An 18,469-nucleotide genomic window follows, 5' to 3' on the forward strand; every position below is an offset into this window, starting at 1 on the left:
AGGGTTCCCGCCTCATGCACGACATCGACTGTCTGGTGATCGGGGCCGGCGTCGTCGGCCTCGCGACGGCCCGCGCCCTGGCACTCGCCGGGCGCGAGGTCGTCATCGCGGAAGCGGCCGAGGGCATCGGCACGCAGACCTCGGCGCGCAACAGCGAGGTCATCCATGCGGGAATCTATTATCCGCCGGGCTCGCTGAAGGCGAAGGTCTGCGTCGAGGGGCGCAAGCGGCTCTATGCCTATCTCGGTGAGCGCGGCCTGCCCCACAAGGCCTGCGGCAAGCTGATCGTCGCCACCAGCGCCGCGCAGAAGCCGGCGCTGGAGACGATCATGGCCCGCGCCCAGGCCTCCGGCGTCGACAGCCTGCGCTGGCTCGACGCCGCGGAGGCCAAGGCGAGGGAACCGGAGGTGCGCTGCGAGATCGCGCTGCTCTCGCCGGAGACCGGCGTGGTCGACAGCCATGCCTTCATGCTGTCGCTGCTCGGCGAATGCGAGGCGGCGGGTGGCTCGCTGGCGCTCAACACGCCGATCGCCGGATGGCGTCGCGAGGCGGACGGCTTCAGCGTCGATTTCGGCGGCGATGAGCCCGCGACCTATACCGTCAGGACGATCGTGAATTCGGCCGGCCATGGCGCGCCGAAGCTGTTGGGGCGGCTGGAGGGCTTCCCGCCCGAGCATGTGCCGGTGCAGCACTACGCCAAGGGCAATTACTTCGCGCTGCTGGGCAAGCAGCCCTTCTCGCATCTGGTCTACCCGGTACCCGAGGCGGCGGGCTTAGGGATCCACGCCACGATCGACATGGGCGGGCGGGTCAAGTTCGGGCCGGATGTCGAATGGGTCCAGCACGATCAGGACCTCGTCGTCGATCCGCAGCGGGCCGAGAAGTTCTACGCCGCAATCCGGACCTATTGGCCGGCCCTGCCCGACGGCGCGCTCGTCGCCGACTATGCCGGCATCCGCCCGAAGCTGCATGATTCGACCCAGCCGATGCCCGATTTCCGCATCGACGGGCCGGCCGTCCATGGTGTGGACGGGCTGGTCAACCTTTTGGGCATCGAAAGCCCCGGCCTGACGAGTTCGCTGGCGATCGCGGAGATGGTGGTGGAGCGGCTGCGGGCCTGACGCCCGTCATGCTCGGGCGAAGACCCGAGCATCTCAGGCCGACGAGGCCGCCGTGCCGGCGCTCCATTCTGGAAGAGCTTCTCGGGTCTGCGCTTCGCTTCGCCCGAGAATGACGCCGGCGGTCAGCCCCTCAGCGCCCTGAACGCCTCGCTGGCCTCTTTCGCCAGTTGCGTCACGCGCGTCCAGTCGCCGGATGCGATGGCGTCCGCCGGCACCAGCCAGGAGCCGCCGACGCAGATGACCTGCGGCAAGGCGAGATAGCTGGCGAGGTTGTTCAGGCCGACGCCGCCGGTCGGGCAGAAGCGCATCTGCGGGAACGGGCCCGAGAGCGCCTTGAGCGCGGGGGGCCCACCCGCCGTCTCGGCCGGGAAGAACTTCGCGACGGTGCGGCCGGCGGCGACCGCGCGCATGCAGTCCGACGCGGTGGCGACGCCCGGCAGCCAGGGCAGCCCGGCCGCCTTCAGCGCCTCGTCGACGGCTTCAGAAAAGCCGGGGCTGACGACGGCTTTGGCGCCGGCATCCTTGACCTGCCGGACCTGCGCCGGCGTGACGACCGTGCCGGCGACCGGCAGCGCGTCCGGCACCGATCTGGCGATGGCTTCCAGCGCCGCCAGCCCGGCCGGGCGGCGCAGCGTGACCTCGACGACGTCGATGCCGCCGGCGACGAGGGCGTGCGCCAGGTCGATGGCGCGCGAGGCGTCTTCGATCACCACGACCGGAATCACGCCACAGGCTTCGAGGCGGGCAATCGCAGCGGTCTCGTCCATGGTCGGCGTCTTTCAATCGTTTGAACGGGTGCGGGCGGTCTACTCCTTCGCCCAGTAGACGTCGAGGCCCTGCGGCCGGTCGAGGAGGAGGTCGACGGGCAGCGGCACGGAACGGCCTAAGGCCGCCTTCAGCACGGCCTCCTTCTGCGCGCCCGCGACCAGCAGGCTCGCCCAACCCGCGCCCGCCAAGCGCGCGGGCGACAAGGAGAGTCGCGGCGGCAGGCCGGGCGGCGTGGCGATGCAGATGCCGCTGTCGGGCCGCGCGCCAAAGCGTGCCTCCTCGCCGGGGAACAGCGAGGCGATGTGGCCGTCGGTGCCCATGCCGCTGACGACGAGATCCAGCGGCGGCAGGCTCGCGAGTTCGGAGGCCAGCGCAGCAGCGGCCGCCTCGATATCGCTGCCATGGCCATGGAAGGACAGGAACCGGACCCGCCCCTCGCACAGCGGCGCGAATTGCGCGCGGATCATGCGCTCGTTCGAGGCTGCGTCGGCGGCGGCGACGAAACGCTCGTCGGTCGGCAGCAGCGTGACCTTCTCCCAGGCCATCTCGCGGGAGCCGAGCGCAGCGAGGAAGCGGGCCGGCGTCGTGCCGCCGGGCACCGCGAGCGAAGCCCTGCCCTGCCCCGCCAGCAGCGCGCGCAGGCGGATGGCGACGGCCTCGGCCAGCGCCTCCGAGGCGTCGGCCAGGGTCGCGAAGCGGTGCCAGGCGAGAGGACCTTGCGGCCGCATCACTCGAAGTCCGGATCGGCCCAGGAGCGTCCCTCGCGCTCGATCAGGCCGATCGCCTGCGAGGGCCCCCAGGAGCCGGCGGCATAGCGATGCGGATGGGGGGCGTATTCCTGCCAGCCGGCGATGATCGGATCGACCCAGCGCCAGGCCTGCTCGACCTCGTCGCGATGCATGAACAGCGTCTGGTCGCCGCGGATGACGTCCGTCAGCAGCCGCTCATAGGCGTCGGGCGTGCGCTCGTCGAAGGCGGTGGAATAGCGCAGGTTGAGCTGGCGCGGCACGATCTTGAGCCGGCCCGAGCCCGGCACCTTCATCATCAGCTGGAGCTGGACGCCGTCATTGGGCTGCAGGCGGATCAGCAGGCGGTTGGCATAGAGCTTGTCGCAGGAGCCGCCGCCGAAGATCGAATGCGGCACCGGCTTGAAGGTGACGACGATCTCCGAATAGCGCTGCGCCATGCGCTTGCCCGTGCGCAGATAGATCGGCACGCCGGCCCAGCGCCAGTTGTCGAGTTCGCAGCGGATCGAGACGAAGGTCTCGGTGTTGCTGAGATGGCCGAGTTCGTCGGCATAGCCGCGCACACGCTGGCCGTCGATCTGGCCGGTCCCGTACTGGCCGCGCACCGTGTAGCGCTCGACATCGGGCCCGACGATCGGCCGCAGCGCCTTCAGAACCTTGATCTTCTCGTCGCGCACGGCGCCGGCCTCGAGCAGGTTGGGCGGCTCGATGGCGAAGAGAGTGAGCAGCTGCATGAGATGATTCTGCACCATGTCGCGCATCTGCCCGGCCTTGTCGTAATAGCCGGCGCGGGCCTCCAGGCCGACCGTCTCCGCGACCGTGATCTGGACATGGTCGATGTCGCGGCCGGTCCAGGAGCGCTCGAAGAGCGTGTTGGCGAAGCGCAGCACCAGCAGGTTCTGGACGGTTTCCTTGCCGAGATAATGGTCGATCCGGTAGGTGCGGTACTCCGGCAGGATGCGCGCGACGGCGTCGTTGATCTCGCGCGCGGAGGCGAGATCGCGCCCCAGCGGCTTCTCGAGGATGACGCGCGAGGTCGGCGTCAGGATGTCGGCGGCGGCGAGGTTCTCGCAGATCGGGATGAAGAGGTCGGGCGGCGTCGAGAGGTAGAAGGAGCGCACGCGACCATCGTCGCCGAGCGCCTTCTTGAGCGCCTTGTAGGTCTCCGGCTTCACCGCATCGAGCAGAACGATGGTGAGGCGCTGCTGGAAGGCGTGGATATGATCCGGGGAGAGCCCTTCCTCCTTCAGCCGCTTGGCGATCTGCTTCGGGAGCCCTTCGACATCCTCCTGCTTGCGGACGATGCAGAGGATGCGGCTCTCGCCCGGCAGAACGCCTTCGCGGCTGCGCTGGGCGAGCGCCGGAAAGAGCTTGCGCATGGCGAGATCGCCACCCGCGCCGAAGATCACCAGGTCGAAGGCCGGAACCGGCGTGCGCTCGGGAATGGTTTCGGGCCGCAGGATGCGGCCGGCAATATCGTCCATCGTTCAGTCATCTCCGTGCCCGTCCGCGAATCCGGCGCAGCGTCCATCTGGACGGCGGGCTTGCGACGAGAATGAGACCAAGTGCCGCGATTGCCAAACGCTCAGAGCGCAGGGCGGCCGGCCGTCAACCGCGGCGGAAGCCCTCGCTGGCGGTCAAAAGCTGCCGGGCATAGTCCGTCTGCGGGTTGCGGGCCGCGAGCGTGCCCGCCGTCATCTCCTCGACGCCGCGGCCGAACTGCATGACCAGTAAGCGCTCGCACATATGGCCGACGACGGCAAGGTCGTGGCTGACGAGGACGTAGGTCAGCTTGCGCTCGTGGCGCAGCGCCTGGAGCAGGTTCAGCACCTCGGCCTGGATCGAGACATCGAGGGCGGAGGTCGGCTCGTCGAGCAGCAGGATGGCGGGTTCCAGCACGAGCGCGCGCGCAATCGCGACGCGCTGGCGCTGGCCGCCTGAGAGCTGATGCGGATAGCGGAAGCGGAAGGAGGCAGGCAGCCCGACCTCGGACATTGCCCGCCCGATCCGTTTCTCAGCGTCGCCGATTCCATGGATGGCGAGCGGCTCGGCCAGGGTGTCGTCGACGGTCTTCTTGGGGTGGAGCGAACCATAGGGGTCCTGGAAGACCATCTGGACAGCGCGGTAGAAGGCCTTGTCGCGGATCTTCGGCTGGGTCTGCCCGGTGATCTCCACGGTACCGCTCCAGTCGCGGTTCAGCCCCGAGAGCACGCGCAGCACGGTCGACTTGCCCGAGCCGGACTCGCCAACGATGCCGTAGCTCTCACCGGTGGTCACCGAGAAGGACAGGTCCTTCACGACATGCGAGTCGCCGAAGGAGACGTTGAGGTTTTCGACGCGGATGGCTGGGTGGTCGGTCATGCGGGCAACTCGCTGTCATTCCGGGGCTTCGCGCAGCGAAGAATCCGGAACCCACGACTGGGCGTACCATTCGGGCTGCATGCTGGTTCAACCCGGTCGTGGGTTCCGGGTTCGCTGCTGCGCAGCGCCCCGGAATGACAGAGGAGGGTCGCGCGCATCATGCCAGCCATGCCGGGTCGCGGGTGAGCGTGGCGAGTTCGGCCTTGGGATGGTCGAGATCCGGCAGGCAGCCGAGCAGGCCGAGCGTATAGGGATGGCGCCGGGCGCGGGCGGATTCGTCGGCGAGTTCGGCGGCCGGCAGCGTCTCCATCGCCTTGCCGCCATACATGACGATGACGCGGTCGCAGAAGGACTGCACCAGATGCAGGTCGTGGCTGATGAAGATCAGCCCCATGCCGCGCTGGGTGACGAGATCGTCGAGGATTTTCAGGATCTGCAGCTGAACTGTGACGTCCAGCGCCGAGGTCGGCTCGTCGGCGATCAGGATGTCGGGCTCGGCGATCAGCATCATCGCGATCATCACGCGCTGGCCCATGCCGCCCGAGACCTCATGCGGATAGAGATCGTAGACGCGCGCGGGCTCGCGGATCTGGACCTGCTCCAGCATGGCGAGCGAGCGTTCCTTCGCCTCGCGGGCGCTGGCCTTGTGGTGGACGCGGTAGGCTTCCGCGATCTGGTCGCCGACGGTGCGGACCGGGTTGAGCGAGAATTTCGGGTCCTGCATCACCATCGAGATGCGGCGTCCGCGCAGCTTGCGGCGAGAGCGCTTGTCCATGGTCAGGAGATCCTGCCCCCGGAAGACCATGCGGTCGGCCGTGACCACGCCGGGCGGCGGGATCAGGTCGAGGATGGCGCGGCCGGTCATCGACTTGCCCGAGCCGGATTCGCCGACGATGCCGAGCCGCTCGCGCCCGAGCGTGAAGGAGAGGCCGCGCACGGCATGGACGATGCCGGTGGGCGTATGGAAATCGACGCGCAGATTGTCGAGTTCGAGGAGGGGCTGTTCTTTTGCGGTCTCATTCATGGCGCTCACCTCGCATCCATGACGTCGCGCAGGCCGTCGCCGAGCAGGTTGAAGCCGAGCGCGACGACGCAGATCGCAAGGCCCGGGAAGGTCGCGACCCACCACTGGTCGAATATCTGTTCGCGGCCGGCCGAGATCATCGCGCCCCATTCGGGAATCGGCGGCTGGGCGCCCAGCCCCAGGAAGCCGAGGCCGGCGGCGATGAGGATGACGCCCGCCATGTCGAGCGTGGTGCGCACGATCAGCGAGGGCAGGCAGAGCGGCACGACATGTTTCCAGACGATGCGCCATTGCGAGGCGCCCTGCAGGCGGATCGCGGCGATGTAGTCCTGCTGGCGGATGATCAGCGTCTCGGCGCGGGCGACGCGGGCGTAAGGAGGCCAGGCGGTGATGGCGATGGCGATGACCGCGTTCTCCAGCCCCGGGCCGAGCGCCGCGACGAAGGCGAGCGCCAGAACGAGGCGCGGAAAGGCCAGGAAGACGTCGGTCATGCGCATCAGCGCGCGGTCGACCCAGCCGCCGAGATAGCCAGAGGCTGCGCCGATGAGCAGGCCGATCGGCCCGACCGAGACGACGACGAGCAGCACGATCACCAGCGTGACGCGGGTGCCGTAGACGATGCGGCTGAAGATGTCGCGGCCGAGCGAATCCGTGCCGAAGATATTGGTGCCGGAGGGCGGCAGCAGGCGGCGGTCGAGATTCTGCGCCAGCGGGTCGGCCGTGGCGATCAGCGGCGCGAAGGCCGCGACCAGGAGCAGCGCGACGATGATGCAAAGCCCGACCATGGCGAGCGGGTTGCGCCGGAAGGCGAGCCATTTCCGGTACATCTGCCCGAGCCGCGCCTGGCGGCGGGAGGACGGGGAGTCGGTGAGGAGATAGTCGGTCCAGGTGGTCATGTCGGCCTCAGCGCGTGCGCGGATCGACCAGTCGGCCGAGGATGTCGGACAACAGGTTGACGCCGATGAAGACCGCCCCGATCACCAGCGTGCCGCCCAGCACCGCGTTCATGTCGGCGTTGAGGAGCGAGTTGGTGAGATAGCGGCCGAGCCCCGGCCAGGCGAAGATCGTCTCGGTCAGCACCGAGCCTTCGAGCAGGTGCATGTAGGACACCGCGATCACCGTCACCAGCGGCACGAAGGCGTTGTGCATCGCGTGGCGCCAGACGACGCGGAACTCGGACAGCCCCTTCACCCGCGCGGCGATGACGTATTGCTGCTGCAGCTCGGTGATCATGAAGCTGCGCGTCATGCGGCTGATATAGGCGACGCTGAGGATGCCCAGCACGGAAGCCGGCAGGACGAGATGGGACCAGGCGTCACGCACCGCCTCCCAGTCGCCCTCGAGCGCCGCGTCGATCATCAGGATGCCGGTGACGGGCGTGATCAGGTCCTGGAAGGCGACGCCGGCGCGGCCGGGCCCGCCGACCCAGCCGAGCTTGGCGTAGAACAGTAGCAGCCCCATCAGGCCGAGCCAGAAGACGGGGATCGAATAGCCGAACAGGCCGATGATGCGGGCGACCTGGTCGGGCCAGCGGCCCTGATAGACGGCTGCGACGACGCCGAGCGGGATGCCGAGCAGGCAGCCTATCAGCGTGCCGAGCGTCGCCAGTTCCAGCGTCGCCGGAAAGACCCGCTTGATGTCGTCGACGACGGTGTTGGAGGTCAGAACCGAGCGGCCAAGGTCGCCGGTGAAGACCTTGCCGACATAAACGGCGAATTGCTGCCAGAGCGGCTTGTCGAGGCCGAGTTCGATGCGCGCGGCCTCGTAGGTTTCGGGCCGGGCGTTGTCGCCGACGACCGCCAGGACCGGGTCGATCGGGATGACCCGGGCGATGAAGAAGGTGATCAGCAAGAGGCCGAAGATGGTGATGGCTACGGTCACGAGCTCGCGCGAGGCGATCCTCGCCCAGCGGCCGGCCGTTTCACCCCATGAGCGCCTGCGAACCGGGCTTTCCACCACGCTCGTCATACCAGCTTCATTCCATGTCTGGGATCGGGACCGGCCCTGCCGGGCCATCCGGAAGCAAAAGCCCCGCCGCGGCCAGGATCGGCCGGGGCGGGGCTCGTTGTCGTGAAACTCAGTTCTTCGAGATCGGCGCGTAGAAATTGGTGTCCGAGCTCGGGCCGATGACCCAGCCCTTGACGCCCTTGCGGTCCGCCGAAACCTCAACCTGCTGGAACATGATGACGAAGGGCGAGACCTTCTGGTGCTCGCGCTGCAGCGTGCCATAGACGGCGGCGCGCTTGGCGGCATCCTTCTCCAGCACATTGGCCTGCGTGGTCTTGGTCATCTCCGGGATGTCCCAGGCATTGCGCCAGGCCAGCGTCTTCGACTTCGCGTCCTCGCCATTGTTCTCGTTGATGGCGAAGGTCTCGGCATTGGTGTGCGGGTCGAGATAGTCCGGGCCCCACTGGCCGATATAGATGTCATGGGTGCGGGCGCGGTACTTGGTCAGGGTCTGCTTGCCGTCACCGGGGATCAGCTCGAGCTTGACGCCGGCCTGGCCCCAGGTCGACTGGATCGCCTGGGCGATGTCGGTGATCGGGCTGACCGAGCGGACGTCCATGGTCACCGTGAAGCCGTTGGGCAGGCCGGCCTTGGCGAGCAGTTCCTTGGCCTTGGTGGGGTTGTAGGAATAGGGCTTGTCGTCGATCGCGCCGAGGAAGCCCTTGGGCAGGAACGACTGGTGCGCCTTGTAGGTGCCCTCGACGATATTACGCTCGATCGAGGCATAGTCGACCAGATATTTCAGCGCCTCGCGCACCTCCGGCTTGGCGAAGTTCGGATTCTTCGTGTTGAGCCCGAGATAGAGGATGTAGCCCTTGTCGCCCTGGACGAGCTCGACGTCCTTGTTGGCCTTCACCGCCGTGAGCTGGTCCTTGGACAGGTTGCGGGCGATGTCGATGTCGCCCTTTTCGAGCAGCAGGCGCTGCGAGGCCGGCTCGGCGACATGGCGCACGACGATGCGCTTGTTCTTCGGCGCGCCCTTGTACCAGGCCTCGTTGGCGTCGAGCGTGTACTGCTCGTTGGGACGGTAGGCGCGGACCTTATAGGCGCCGGAGCCGGCCGAGTTCTGCTTCAGCCAGCCATTGCCCCAGTCGCCGTCCTTCTCATTGGCCTTGACCAGCTTGCTGTCGACGATCGAGGCGACGCCCGAGGTCAGGCAGTTGAGGAAGAAGGTCGGCGCGAAGGGCTTGGAGACGGTGATGACGAGGGTGGAGTCGTCGGTCGCCTTCACCTTCTCGGTGACGTTGTCCTTGGTGAAGCCGAACTGGGCGAGGATGAAGCCGGGCGACTTGTTCAGCGTCACGGCGCGCTGGAAGGAATAGACCACGTCGGCCGCCGTCAGCGGGTTGCCGGAGTGGAACTTTACGCCGGGGCGCAGCTTGAAGGTGTAGGTCAGGTTGTCGGGCGTGACGCTCCAGCTCTGGGCGAGTTCGGGAACGAGCTCGTTGTTCTTGGCGAGATCTACGCCCATCAGCTTGTCATAGAGGTTGGTGACGACCTCGACGCCGGAGAATTCGAAGGCCTCGGCCGGATCGAGCGAGATGATGTCGTCGATCTGCTTGGCCATGACCACCGTGTCCTTCGGGGTCTGGGCGAGGGCCACGGTGGTCTGGGCGGTCGTCGCCAGCAAGGCCGTAAAGGCCGACGCCACCATCAATTTCGCAACGTGACGCATCGCATTCCCCATCGGTTCGGATTGGCGGCCGCTCTGCAGCCATTGGCGTGAATGTGGAACCAGTCGGCGGCTTCTGTCCAGTAGGACGAGGCCCGTGTCCAGATGTGGGTGCACAGTTCTTGTGCATCGATCTGGCCAGGATCGGGCAATGCATCGCGAGTTGCGGCTTTGCGCGCCCTCCCCGCCTCGCTAACGTGAAGCGCTCCGGCGCCAGCCGGCCCATGACAAGCAGGTGCCCAGCCCTTGGCCATCATCGCCGCGCTCCACCACGTCACGCATTACCGCTACGATCGGCCGGTCACGCTCGGACCCCAGATCATCCGCCTGCGCCCTGCGCCGCATTGCCGGGCGGCGATCAACAGCTATGCGCTGAAGGTCACCCCGGCCGAGCATTTCGTGAACTGGCAGCAGGACCCCAGCGGCAACTGGCTGGCGCGCTATGTCTTCCCGGAGCCGGTGCGGGAGTTCCGTATCGAGGTCGATCTCGTCACCGAGCTGTCGATCATCAATCCCTTCGACTTCTTCGTCGAGACCGATGCCGAGACCTTCCCCTTCGCCTATCCGGAGGAATTGCGGGCCGAGCTCGCGCCTTATCTGGTGACGGAGCCGGCCGGGCCGTTGCTCACCGACTTCCTCGCGACGGTGGCGCGCGAACCGACCAACACCGTCAACTTCGTCGTCGACCTCAACGCGCGCCTCGCCGGCGCCATCGCCTATGGCATCCGCATGGAGCCCGGTGTCCAGGAGCCGGAGCACACGCTCGGCATCAAGTCCGGCTCTTGCCGCGACACAAGCTGGCTCTTGGTGCAGATCCTGCGGCATCTCGGGCTCGCGGCCCGGTTCGTCTCCGGCTACCTGATCCAGATGAAGGCGGATATCGACCCGCTCGAAGGTCCGCGCGGCACGGACAAGGACTTCACCGACCTGCACGCCTGGGCCGAGGTCTACATCCCCGGCGCCGGCTGGATCGGGCTCGACCCGACCTCGGGCCTGCTCACCGGTGAAGGCCATCTGCCGCTGGCGGCGACGCCGCATTACCGTTCGGCGGCACCGGTCTCGGGCTTGGCGAGCTATGCCGAGACGAGCTTCGATTTCGAGATGAGCGTCGCGCGCGTGCATGAGGTGCCGCGCATCACCCTGCCCTTCTCGGATGAATCCTGGCAGCGGCTCGATGCGCTGGGCGAGCAGGTCGAGGCCGATCTCCAGGCCGGCGATGTGCGGCTCACCATGGGCGGCGAGCCGACCTTCGTCTCGGTCGATGACCAGACCGGCGAGGAGTGGAACATCGCCGCCGTCGGGCCGACCAAGCGGCAGCGGGCCGATATGCTGATCCGGCGCCTGCGCGAGCGCTTCGCGCCGGGCGGAATGCTGCATTACGGCCAGGGCAAATGGTATCCCGGCGAGAGCCTGCCGCGCTGGGCCTTCGCGCTCTACTGGCGCGCCGATGGCGAGCCGATCTGGCGTGATGCCGCGCTGATCGCCCGCGAGCCGGGCGCGCCGACGGGTGGCGACCGCGAGCTGGAGGCGGGCGCGACGATGGCCGAGGCGGAAGCGCTGGCGGAGGGGTTGTCAGACCGGCTCGGGCTCGGTGCCGACTATGTCGTGCCGGCCTATGAGGACACCGGATACTGGCTGCTGAAGGAGGCGCAGCTTCCCGACAATGTCGATCCGCTCGACCCGCGGCTCGCCGATCCGGAAGAGCGGGCGCGGATGCAGCAGGTGTTCCAGCTCGGCCTGGGCAAGCCGCGCGGCTATGTCATTCCCGTGCAGCGCTGGCAGAGCCAGGCGGGCGACAAGCGCTGGCGCTCGGAGAAATGGAAGCTGCGCCGCGGCAGGCTCTTCCTGGTCCCGGGCGATTCGCCGGTGGGCTACCGCCTGCCGCTCGGCTCGCTGCCTGTGGTGCCGAAGGCGGAGTATCCGCATATCCATCCGCAGGACCCGATGGAGGCGCGTCCGCCGCTGCCGCGCGCCGCAGGCGGCTTCGGCCCTGCGGTCGATCCCCCGCACGAGGCGCCGATCCAGGTGGAGGCGCCCTCGACCCAGCAGGCACCGCCCCACCAGATGTCGCGCTCGGTCGAGGCCGGCGGCGCCAGCGCCCAGGACCGCACCGAGCAGGAGATCGGCGGCGAGCATGTGCGCACCGCGATCAGCCTCGAGATCCGCGACAATGTGCTGTGCGTTTTCCTGCCGCCGGTGGAACGGCTGGAGGACTATCTCGACCTCGTCGCCAGCGTCGAGGCGGTGGCGCGCGAGCGCAACCAGCCCGTCCATATCGAAGGTTACGCGCCACCGCCCGATCCGCGGCTGAACGTCGTCAAGGTCACGCCCGACCCGGGCGTCATCGAGGTCAACATCCACCCCGCCCGCAACTGGCGCGAGGCGGTCGAGGTCACCCGCGGCGTCTATGAGGAGGCGCGGCAGTCGCGGCTCTGCGCCGAGAAGTTCATGGTCGACGGGCGCCACACCGGCACCGGCGGCGGCAACCATGTCGTCCTCGGCGGCATCACCCCGCCCGACTCGCCGTTCCTGCGCCGGCCGGACCTGCTGAAGAGCCTCGTGCTCTACTGGAACCGCCACCCCTCACTGTCCTACCTGTTCTCGGGCCTCTTCATCGGCCCAACGAGCCAGGCGCCGCGGATCGACGAGGCGCGGCACGACGCGCTCTACGAGCTCGAAATAGCGCTGGCGAACATCCCCAGCCCCGGCGCACCCGCGATCCCGCTCTGGCTGGTCGACCGGCTGCTGCGAAATCTCCTGGTCGACGTCTCCGGCAACACGCACCGCAGCGAGATCTGCATCGACAAGCTCTATTCGCCGGACGGGCCGACCGGGCGGCTCGGGCTGATCGAGTTCCGTGGCTTCGAGATGCCGCCGGATGCGCGGATGAGCCTGGCGCAGCAGCTTTTGGTGCGGGCGCTGATCGCCTGGTTCTGGCGCGAGCCGCAGACGGGCAGCCTCACGCGCTGGGGCACGACGCTGCATGACCGCTTCATGCTGCCGGAGATGGTCTGGCAGGATTTCAACGACGTGCTCGGCGACCTCGGCCGCGCCGGCTATGCCTTCGATCCGGTCTGGTTCGAGGCGCAGGCCGAATTCCGCTTCCCGTTCTTCGGCAAGGTGGAGCATGGCGGCGTCGAGATCGAGATCCGGCAGGCGCTCGAACCCTGGCACGTCATGGGCGAGGAGGGCGCGATCGGCGGCACGGTGCGCTATGTCGATTCCTCGGTCGAGCGGCTCCAGGTCAAGGCGAAGGGGCTGGTGCCCGGGCGGCACCTCGTCACCTGCAACGGCCGCCGCCTGCCGATGACGCCTGCCGGCACGGCTGGCGAAAGCGTCGCGGCGGTGCGCTTCAAGGCGTGGCAGCCAGCGTCCGGTCTGCATCCGACGATTCCCGTCCACGCGCCGCTGACCTTCGACATCGTCGACACCTGGGTCGGGCGCTCGCTCGGCGGCTGCGTCTACCATGTCGCCCATCCCGGCGGTCGCAATTATGAGACTCCGCCTGTGAATTCCTACGAGGCGGAGGCGCGGCGGCTCGCACGTTTCGAAGCGATCGGCCATACTCCCGGCGCGCTGGCGATTCCGCCCGAAGAGCGCAGCGCCGAATTCCCGCTGACCCTGGATTTGCGGCGCCCGGCCGGAGTGTAGACCCAAGCAATGGCATTGCAGCGCCGATCCCCCTCCGTGCGCGTGAGGACAGAGCGGCGCAACGCTCTGCTGGCGGATTATCGCCCGCTGCCCGGCGTCTATGACGAGATCGTCGGCGCGGACGGGCAGGTTCGCCCGCAATGGGAGCCCTTCCTCAGCGAGTGGTGCGCCCTGTCGCCGGACGAGTTGACCCAGCGCTTCGGCCTGGCCGACCGGCATGTCCACGACACCGGCGTGTCCTACCGGGTGCATGGCGACATCGACCCGCGCGACCCAACCGCGGGCGAACGGGCCTGGCCGCTCAGCCATGTGCCGCTCGTCATCACCGGGGCGGAGTGGCAGACGATCGCGGCCGGTGTCGCCCAGCGGGCGCAGCTCCTCAGCACGCTGCTCGACGACATCTACGGCCCGGGCGACATGATCGCCAACGGGCTCCTGCCGGCCTCGGTCGTCACCGGCAGCCCGGACTATCTGCGGCCGCTGCAGGGCGCGCCCGGCGGCGGGATGCTGCAGCTCTACGCCGCCGATCTCGGGCGTGGACCGGACGGGCGCTGGTGGATCCTGCAGGACCGCACCCAGGCCCCGTCGGGCACCGGCTATGCGCTGGAGAACCGGCTCGCCCTCTCGCGCGCCTTCCCCGACATGTTCCGGACGATGAACATCGAGCGGCTCGCCGCCTTCTTCCAGGGGTTCCGCGCCGGGCTCGTCGCCCGCTCCAAGCGCGTCGAGCCGCGCATCTGCCTGCTGACGCCGGGGCCGCTGAACGAGAGCTATTTCGAGCAGACCTATCTCGCGCGCTATCTCGGCTTCCTGCTGGTTGAGGGCGGCGACCTCGTGATGCGCGAGGGGCGCGTGCATGTGCGCACCATCGCCGGGCTGAAGCGGGCCGACGTGATCTGGCGGCGCATCGACGGGGATTTCGCCGACCCGCTCGAGCTCAACGCCTCCTCCGCGCTCGGCGTCGCCGGGCTGGTCCAGGCGGTGCGCAAGGGTTCCGTGCATGTCGCCAACGGGCTGGGCTCGGGCGTCGTCGAGGCCCGCGCGCTGATGGGCTTCCTGCCGGCGCTGGGCGAGCAGTTGCTCGGCGAGGCGATGATCCTGCCCAATGTCGCGACCTGGTGGTGCGGACAGCCGCGCGAGCGGGCGGTGGTGCTCGAGCGCTTCGACGAGATGAGCATCGCGCCGGCCTTCCGCAGCGCCGGCGGGGGGCTCGATGGCAGCCCGGTCGTCGTGGCCGATCTGCCGGCCGGGGAAAAGGAAGCACTGCGCCGCCGGATCGAGGCGCGGGGCATGGATTATGTCGGGCAGGAGGTGGTGCGGCTCTCGACCACGCCCGTCTTCCAGAACGGCCGGCTTCAGCCGCGCCCGATGACGCTGCGCGTCTTCGCCGCCGCCACCCCCGACGGCTGGAAGGTGATGCCCGGCGGCTTCTGCCGCATCTCCGACGAGCGCGACGCTCGGGCCGTGAGCATGCGCAGCGGCGTGCGCTCCAGCGACGTCTGGGTCACCTCCGACGCGCCGGTTGAGCAGGTGACGCTGCTGCCGACGCCGGATCGCATCCCCATCCGCCGGATCACCGGCACGCTGCCGAGCCGCGCCGCCGACAACCTGTTCTGGCTCGGGCGGTATCTGGAGCGGACGGAGGCGACGCTGCGCCTGGTGCGCGCGCTGCTCAGCCGGCTGATCGACACCGACCCGGCGCAGGGCCGCAACGAGACGCTGAAGCGCCTCGCCAATCTGCTGGTGGCCTGGGGCGCCGCGCCCGGCGGCCGCGGACAGACCCCGGCCGGCCAGGCCTCGGCCGCCCTGCATGCGCTGGACGAATATGGTTCCGCCATCGCGACGGTGCGCGAGGCGCGACGGACCGCCTCGGTCATCCGCGAGCGGCTCTCGGTCGATGCCTGGCGGCTGTTCGGCGACATGCAGAACCAGCTCAACCTCGCGGAAGGGCGCGAGCCGAGCGAGGGCGAGGCCTACGAGATCGCCGACCGGGCGCTGAAGTCGCTCGCCGCCTTCTCGGGGCTGAGCCAGGAGAACATGGTGCGCGGGCCCGGCTGGCGCTTCCTCGACATCGGGCGACGGCTCGAGCGCGGCATCGCGACCTGCCGCTTCGCCCGCCATTTCGCCGAGACCAACGCGCCGGGCGACGCGCTCGACGCGCTGCTCGACCTGACCGATTCGCAGATCACCTATCGCTCGCGCTACCTGCTCGGCGCCAGCCTGCAGCCGGTGCTCGATCTGGTCATGCTCGATCCCTACAACCCGCGCTCCGTCGCCTTCCAGATCGACCGGCTCGACACCGAGATCCGGGATCTGCCGTCCCTGACCGAGGACGGGATGCTGGAGGCGCCGCGCCGCCTGATCCTCAAGCTCGCCGCGGAATGCCGCACGGCGGAGGCCTCGCGCCTCGACCGCACCAGCATCCTGCTGTTCGAGCAATTGCTGATGGGCGTCTCCAGCGCCATCGCCGACCGCTACTTCCTCCAGAACAGCGGTCCGGAAGGCTCCCGCCTGACAGGCATCGCGTGATCTACGACGTCCGGCACATCACGACCTACGCCTATAGCCGCTCGGTCCCCTTCGCCCGCTGCATCCTGCGACTGCAGCCGCGCGACGATGGCGGGCAGAGCGTCCGCAGCAGTGAACTCGGCATCACCCCGCGCCCGGCCGAGCGCGACGACGGCGTCTGCTTCTTCGGCAACCGGATGACGACGCTGACGATCGCGAAGCCGCATCGCGAGCTGAAGGTTGAGATGCGGGCGCGGGTCGAGGTGAGGCGCACGCCACCCCCCTTTCCCGGCCTGACGCGCCATTGGGAGGATGTCGGCGCGCTGGCGCTGGCCTCCGGCAGCCTCGCCCCGGACTCTCCCGCCCATCATCTCTATCCGAGCCGGCTGGTGCCGCCGGTCACCGCCGTGACCGATTATGCGCGGGCGAGCTTTCCGGCGCTGCGGCCGGTGCTCGAGGCCGCGACCGAGCTGATGGGGCGCATCCGGGCCGACTTCACCTATGATCCGGAAGCGACCGAGGTCTCGACCCCCCTGGAGGAGGCTTTTCGTCAACGGCATGGCGTCTGCCAGGATTTCGCGCATGTGATGATCGCGGGGCTGCGCGGGCTCGGCCTGCCGGCGGCCTATGTCAGCGGCTATATCCGGACCGTGCCGCCGCCCGGCCAGAAACGGCTCGAAGGCGCCGATGCCAGCCATGCCTGGGTGATGCTCTGGTGCGGGCCGGAGACCGGCTGGATCGGGCTCGACCCGACCAACGACATGATCGTCGCCGATGACCACATCGTCACCGCCTTCGGCCGCGACTATGCCGACGTCTCCCCACTCGACGGCGTGGTCATCGGGCCGGGCTCACAGAAGATCGGCGTCGCCGTGGACGTCATCCCGATCGGCTGACCATCGCAGACGGCGCCTCACGCCGGGCTGGCTTTTCTTTTATTGGTTGCCATGGCAACTTGTTACCCGCGCGGTCGCCGGTCCGACCGGCGCGGGGAGGATATCGTGCGAACTCAGGTCGCCATCATCGGAGCCGGCCCATCGGGGCTGCTGCTCGGACAATTGCTGCATCAGGCCGGCATCGACAGCGTCATCCTCGAACGCAAGAGCCCCGAACACGTCCTTTCCCGCATCAGGGCCGGAGTCCTCGAACAGGGAACGGTCTGTCTGCTCGGCCAGGCCGGTGCGAGCGCGCGGCTGCATGCCGAGGGTCTGGTGCATGACGGCTTCGACCTGCTCTTCGGGGAGCAGCGCCACCGCATCGCGCTCGACGCGCTGACTGGCGGCAAGCATGTCACGGTCTATGGGCAGACGGACGTGACGCGCGACCTGATGGAGCAGCGCCTGGCGCAGAACGGCGTCACCGTCTACGAGGCCGACGACGTCAACCTGCACGCGTTCGACGGCACCAGCCCCTATGTGACCTATCTCGATAACGGCATCCCGCGGCGGATCGATTGCGACGTCATCGTCGGCTGCGACGGCTATCACGGGGTTTCGCGCGCCAGCATTCCGGCCGGCGCGCTGCGCATCTTCGAGCGGGTCTATCCGTTCGGGTGGCTCGGCATCCTCGCCGACGTCCCGCCGGTCTCCGACGAACTCATCTATGCCCGCGGCCAGCGCGGCTTCGCGCTCTGCTCGATGCGCTCGGCCACGCGCAGCCGCTACTATGTCCAGTGCGGGACCGACGAGCGGGTCGATGCCTGGTCGGACCAGCGCTTCTGGGACGAGTTGCGCCGCCGGCTCGACCCCGAGACGGCGGAAGCCGTGACGACGGGTCCCTCGATCGAGAAGTCGATCGCGCCGCTGCGCTCCTTCGTGGCCGAACCGCTGCGCTTCGGGCGGCTCTTCCTGGCGGGTGACGCCGCGCATATTGTACCGCCGACCGGTGCCAAGGGCCTCAACCTCGCCGCCAGCGACGTGCATTACCTGTTCGAGGCGCTGCGCGAGCTCTTCCTCGACCGCTCGCAAGCCGGCATCGACGCCTATTCGCAAAAGGCGCTGGCGCGGGTCTGGAAGGCGGAGCGCTTTTCCTGGTGGCTGACCTCGCTGATGCATCTCTTTCCGGAGCAGAGCCCGTTCGAGCAGCGCATGCAGCAGGCGGAACTCGACTATCTGGTCTCGTCCGAGCACGCGATGGCGGCGCTGGCGGAGAATTATGTCGGGCTGCCCTACTGACGGAGGCGGTCAGGCGGCCTGCGGCGCCCGCTGCGTGGCGTGGCGTTCGCCCCACTCCTTCAGTGCGGCGATGACCGGCTCCAGCGTGCGCCCCCTGGCCGAGAGCGAGTATTCGACCCGCGGCGGCACCTGCGGATAGACGACCCGGACGATCAGCCCATCGGCTTCCAGCTCACGCAGTTGTGTGGTGAGCATGCGCTGGGTCACGCCGGGCACGCGCTTGCGAATTTCGTTGAAGCGCAGCGTCCCGCTCATCAGGTGATACAGCACGATTCCCTTCCATTTGCCGCCGATCAGCCCCAGCGCGGCCTCGACCGGGCAGCCTTCGGCGCAATAGGGCTCCTGAAAACGGGGCGGCATGACGGTATCCTTTTCGGCACTATCGGCAAGAATTGTGCGTTCTTGCGGTCTTGGAGAATAGAGGTCATCTCGCCTGC

Annotated in this window: 14 protein-coding genes; 5 read left to right on the top strand and 9 right to left on the bottom strand. The window is 68.4% G+C overall.

The window, feature by feature from the left end:
- Nucleotides 1-14 precede the first annotated feature (14 nt).
- A complete protein-coding gene (locus SJY11_RS21230; RefSeq protein WP_376988717.1) occupies nt 15-1,121 on the top strand; it encodes an NAD(P)/FAD-dependent oxidoreductase in 1,107 nt (368 codons plus the stop codon).
- Between the two features lie 122 nt (nt 1,122-1,243).
- Here the strand turns inward: SJY11_RS21230 and eda are convergent, their stop codons facing one another.
- The 8 genes from eda to SJY11_RS21270 all read right to left on the bottom strand — a co-directional run bounded on the left by eda (nt 1,244) and on the right by SJY11_RS21270 (nt 9,594).
- Nucleotides 1,244-1,888, bottom strand: coding sequence for a bifunctional 4-hydroxy-2-oxoglutarate aldolase/2-dehydro-3-deoxy-phosphogluconate aldolase (eda, locus tag SJY11_RS21235; RefSeq protein ID WP_376988718.1), 645 nt, complete (start codon nt 1,886-1,888; stop codon nt 1,244-1,246).
- Nucleotides 1,889-1,927: 39 nt separating this feature from the next.
- Nucleotides 1,928-2,617, bottom strand: a complete 690-nt coding sequence (locus tag SJY11_RS21240) for a 6-phosphogluconolactonase (RefSeq protein WP_376988719.1) — start codon at nt 2,615-2,617, stop codon at nt 1,928-1,930.
- Entirely contained in the window at nt 2,617-4,119 is a 1,503-nt protein-coding gene (gene zwf / locus SJY11_RS21245; protein WP_376988720.1) for a glucose-6-phosphate dehydrogenase, read from the bottom strand. Before zwf ends, SJY11_RS21240 begins: the two co-directional genes overlap by 1 nt.
- A gap of 124 nt (nt 4,120-4,243) precedes the next feature.
- Nucleotides 4,244-4,996, bottom strand: coding sequence for an ABC transporter ATP-binding protein (locus SJY11_RS21250; protein ID WP_376988721.1), 753 nt, complete (start codon nt 4,994-4,996; stop codon nt 4,244-4,246).
- A gap of 157 nt (nt 4,997-5,153) precedes the next feature.
- The gene (locus tag SJY11_RS21255) at nt 5,154-6,020 is read right to left on the bottom strand and encodes an ABC transporter ATP-binding protein (RefSeq protein ID WP_376988722.1); all 867 of its coding nucleotides are present in this window, start codon (nt 6,018-6,020) and stop codon (nt 5,154-5,156) included.
- Between the two features lie 5 nt (nt 6,021-6,025).
- Nucleotides 6,026-6,916, bottom strand: coding sequence for a nickel transporter permease (nikC, locus tag SJY11_RS21260; protein ID WP_376988723.1), 891 nt, complete (start codon nt 6,914-6,916; stop codon nt 6,026-6,028).
- 7 nt (nt 6,917-6,923) lie between these two features.
- Nucleotides 6,924-7,988: an ABC transporter permease gene (locus tag SJY11_RS21265; protein ID WP_326908066.1), complete on the bottom strand. Its 1,065-nt coding sequence runs from the start codon at nt 7,986-7,988 to the stop codon at nt 6,924-6,926.
- Between the two features lie 109 nt (nt 7,989-8,097).
- Entirely contained in the window at nt 8,098-9,594 is a 1,497-nt protein-coding gene (locus tag SJY11_RS21270; RefSeq protein WP_376988724.1) for an ABC transporter substrate-binding protein, read from the bottom strand.
- A gap of 351 nt (nt 9,595-9,945) precedes the next feature.
- Between SJY11_RS21270 and SJY11_RS21275 the strand changes: the two genes are divergently transcribed.
- The 4 genes from SJY11_RS21275 to pobA all read left to right on the top strand — a co-directional run bounded on the left by SJY11_RS21275 (nt 9,946) and on the right by pobA (nt 18,032).
- A complete protein-coding gene (locus SJY11_RS21275) occupies nt 9,946-13,350 on the top strand; it encodes a transglutaminase family protein (RefSeq protein WP_376988725.1) in 3,405 nt (1,134 codons plus the stop codon).
- 36 nt (nt 13,351-13,386) lie between these two features.
- Nucleotides 13,387-15,879 carry a circularly permuted type 2 ATP-grasp protein gene (locus tag SJY11_RS21280; RefSeq protein WP_376988726.1) on the top strand — a complete coding sequence of 831 codons (2,493 nt, stop codon included), beginning with the start codon at nt 13,387-13,389 and terminating at the stop codon, nt 15,877-15,879.
- On the top strand, nt 15,876-16,754 hold the full coding sequence (locus SJY11_RS21285) for a transglutaminase family protein (protein WP_376988727.1): 879 nt from the start codon (nt 15,876-15,878) through the stop codon (nt 16,752-16,754). The genes SJY11_RS21280 and SJY11_RS21285 overlap by 4 nt, the downstream gene beginning before the upstream one ends.
- 105 nt (nt 16,755-16,859) lie before the next feature.
- The gene (gene pobA / locus SJY11_RS21290) at nt 16,860-18,032 is read left to right on the top strand and encodes a 4-hydroxybenzoate 3-monooxygenase (protein WP_376988728.1); all 1,173 of its coding nucleotides are present in this window, start codon (nt 16,860-16,862) and stop codon (nt 18,030-18,032) included.
- A gap of 9 nt (nt 18,033-18,041) precedes the next feature.
- Here the strand turns inward: pobA and SJY11_RS21295 are convergent, their stop codons facing one another.
- Nucleotides 18,042-18,392: a winged helix-turn-helix transcriptional regulator gene (locus tag SJY11_RS21295; RefSeq protein WP_376988729.1), complete on the bottom strand. Its 351-nt coding sequence runs from the start codon at nt 18,390-18,392 to the stop codon at nt 18,042-18,044.
- Nucleotides 18,393-18,469: the final 77 nt, after the last annotated feature.

It is taken from the genome of Allobosea sp. R86505 (assembly GCF_042466375.1).
GTDB lineage: Bacteria > Pseudomonadota > Alphaproteobacteria > Rhizobiales > Beijerinckiaceae > Allobosea.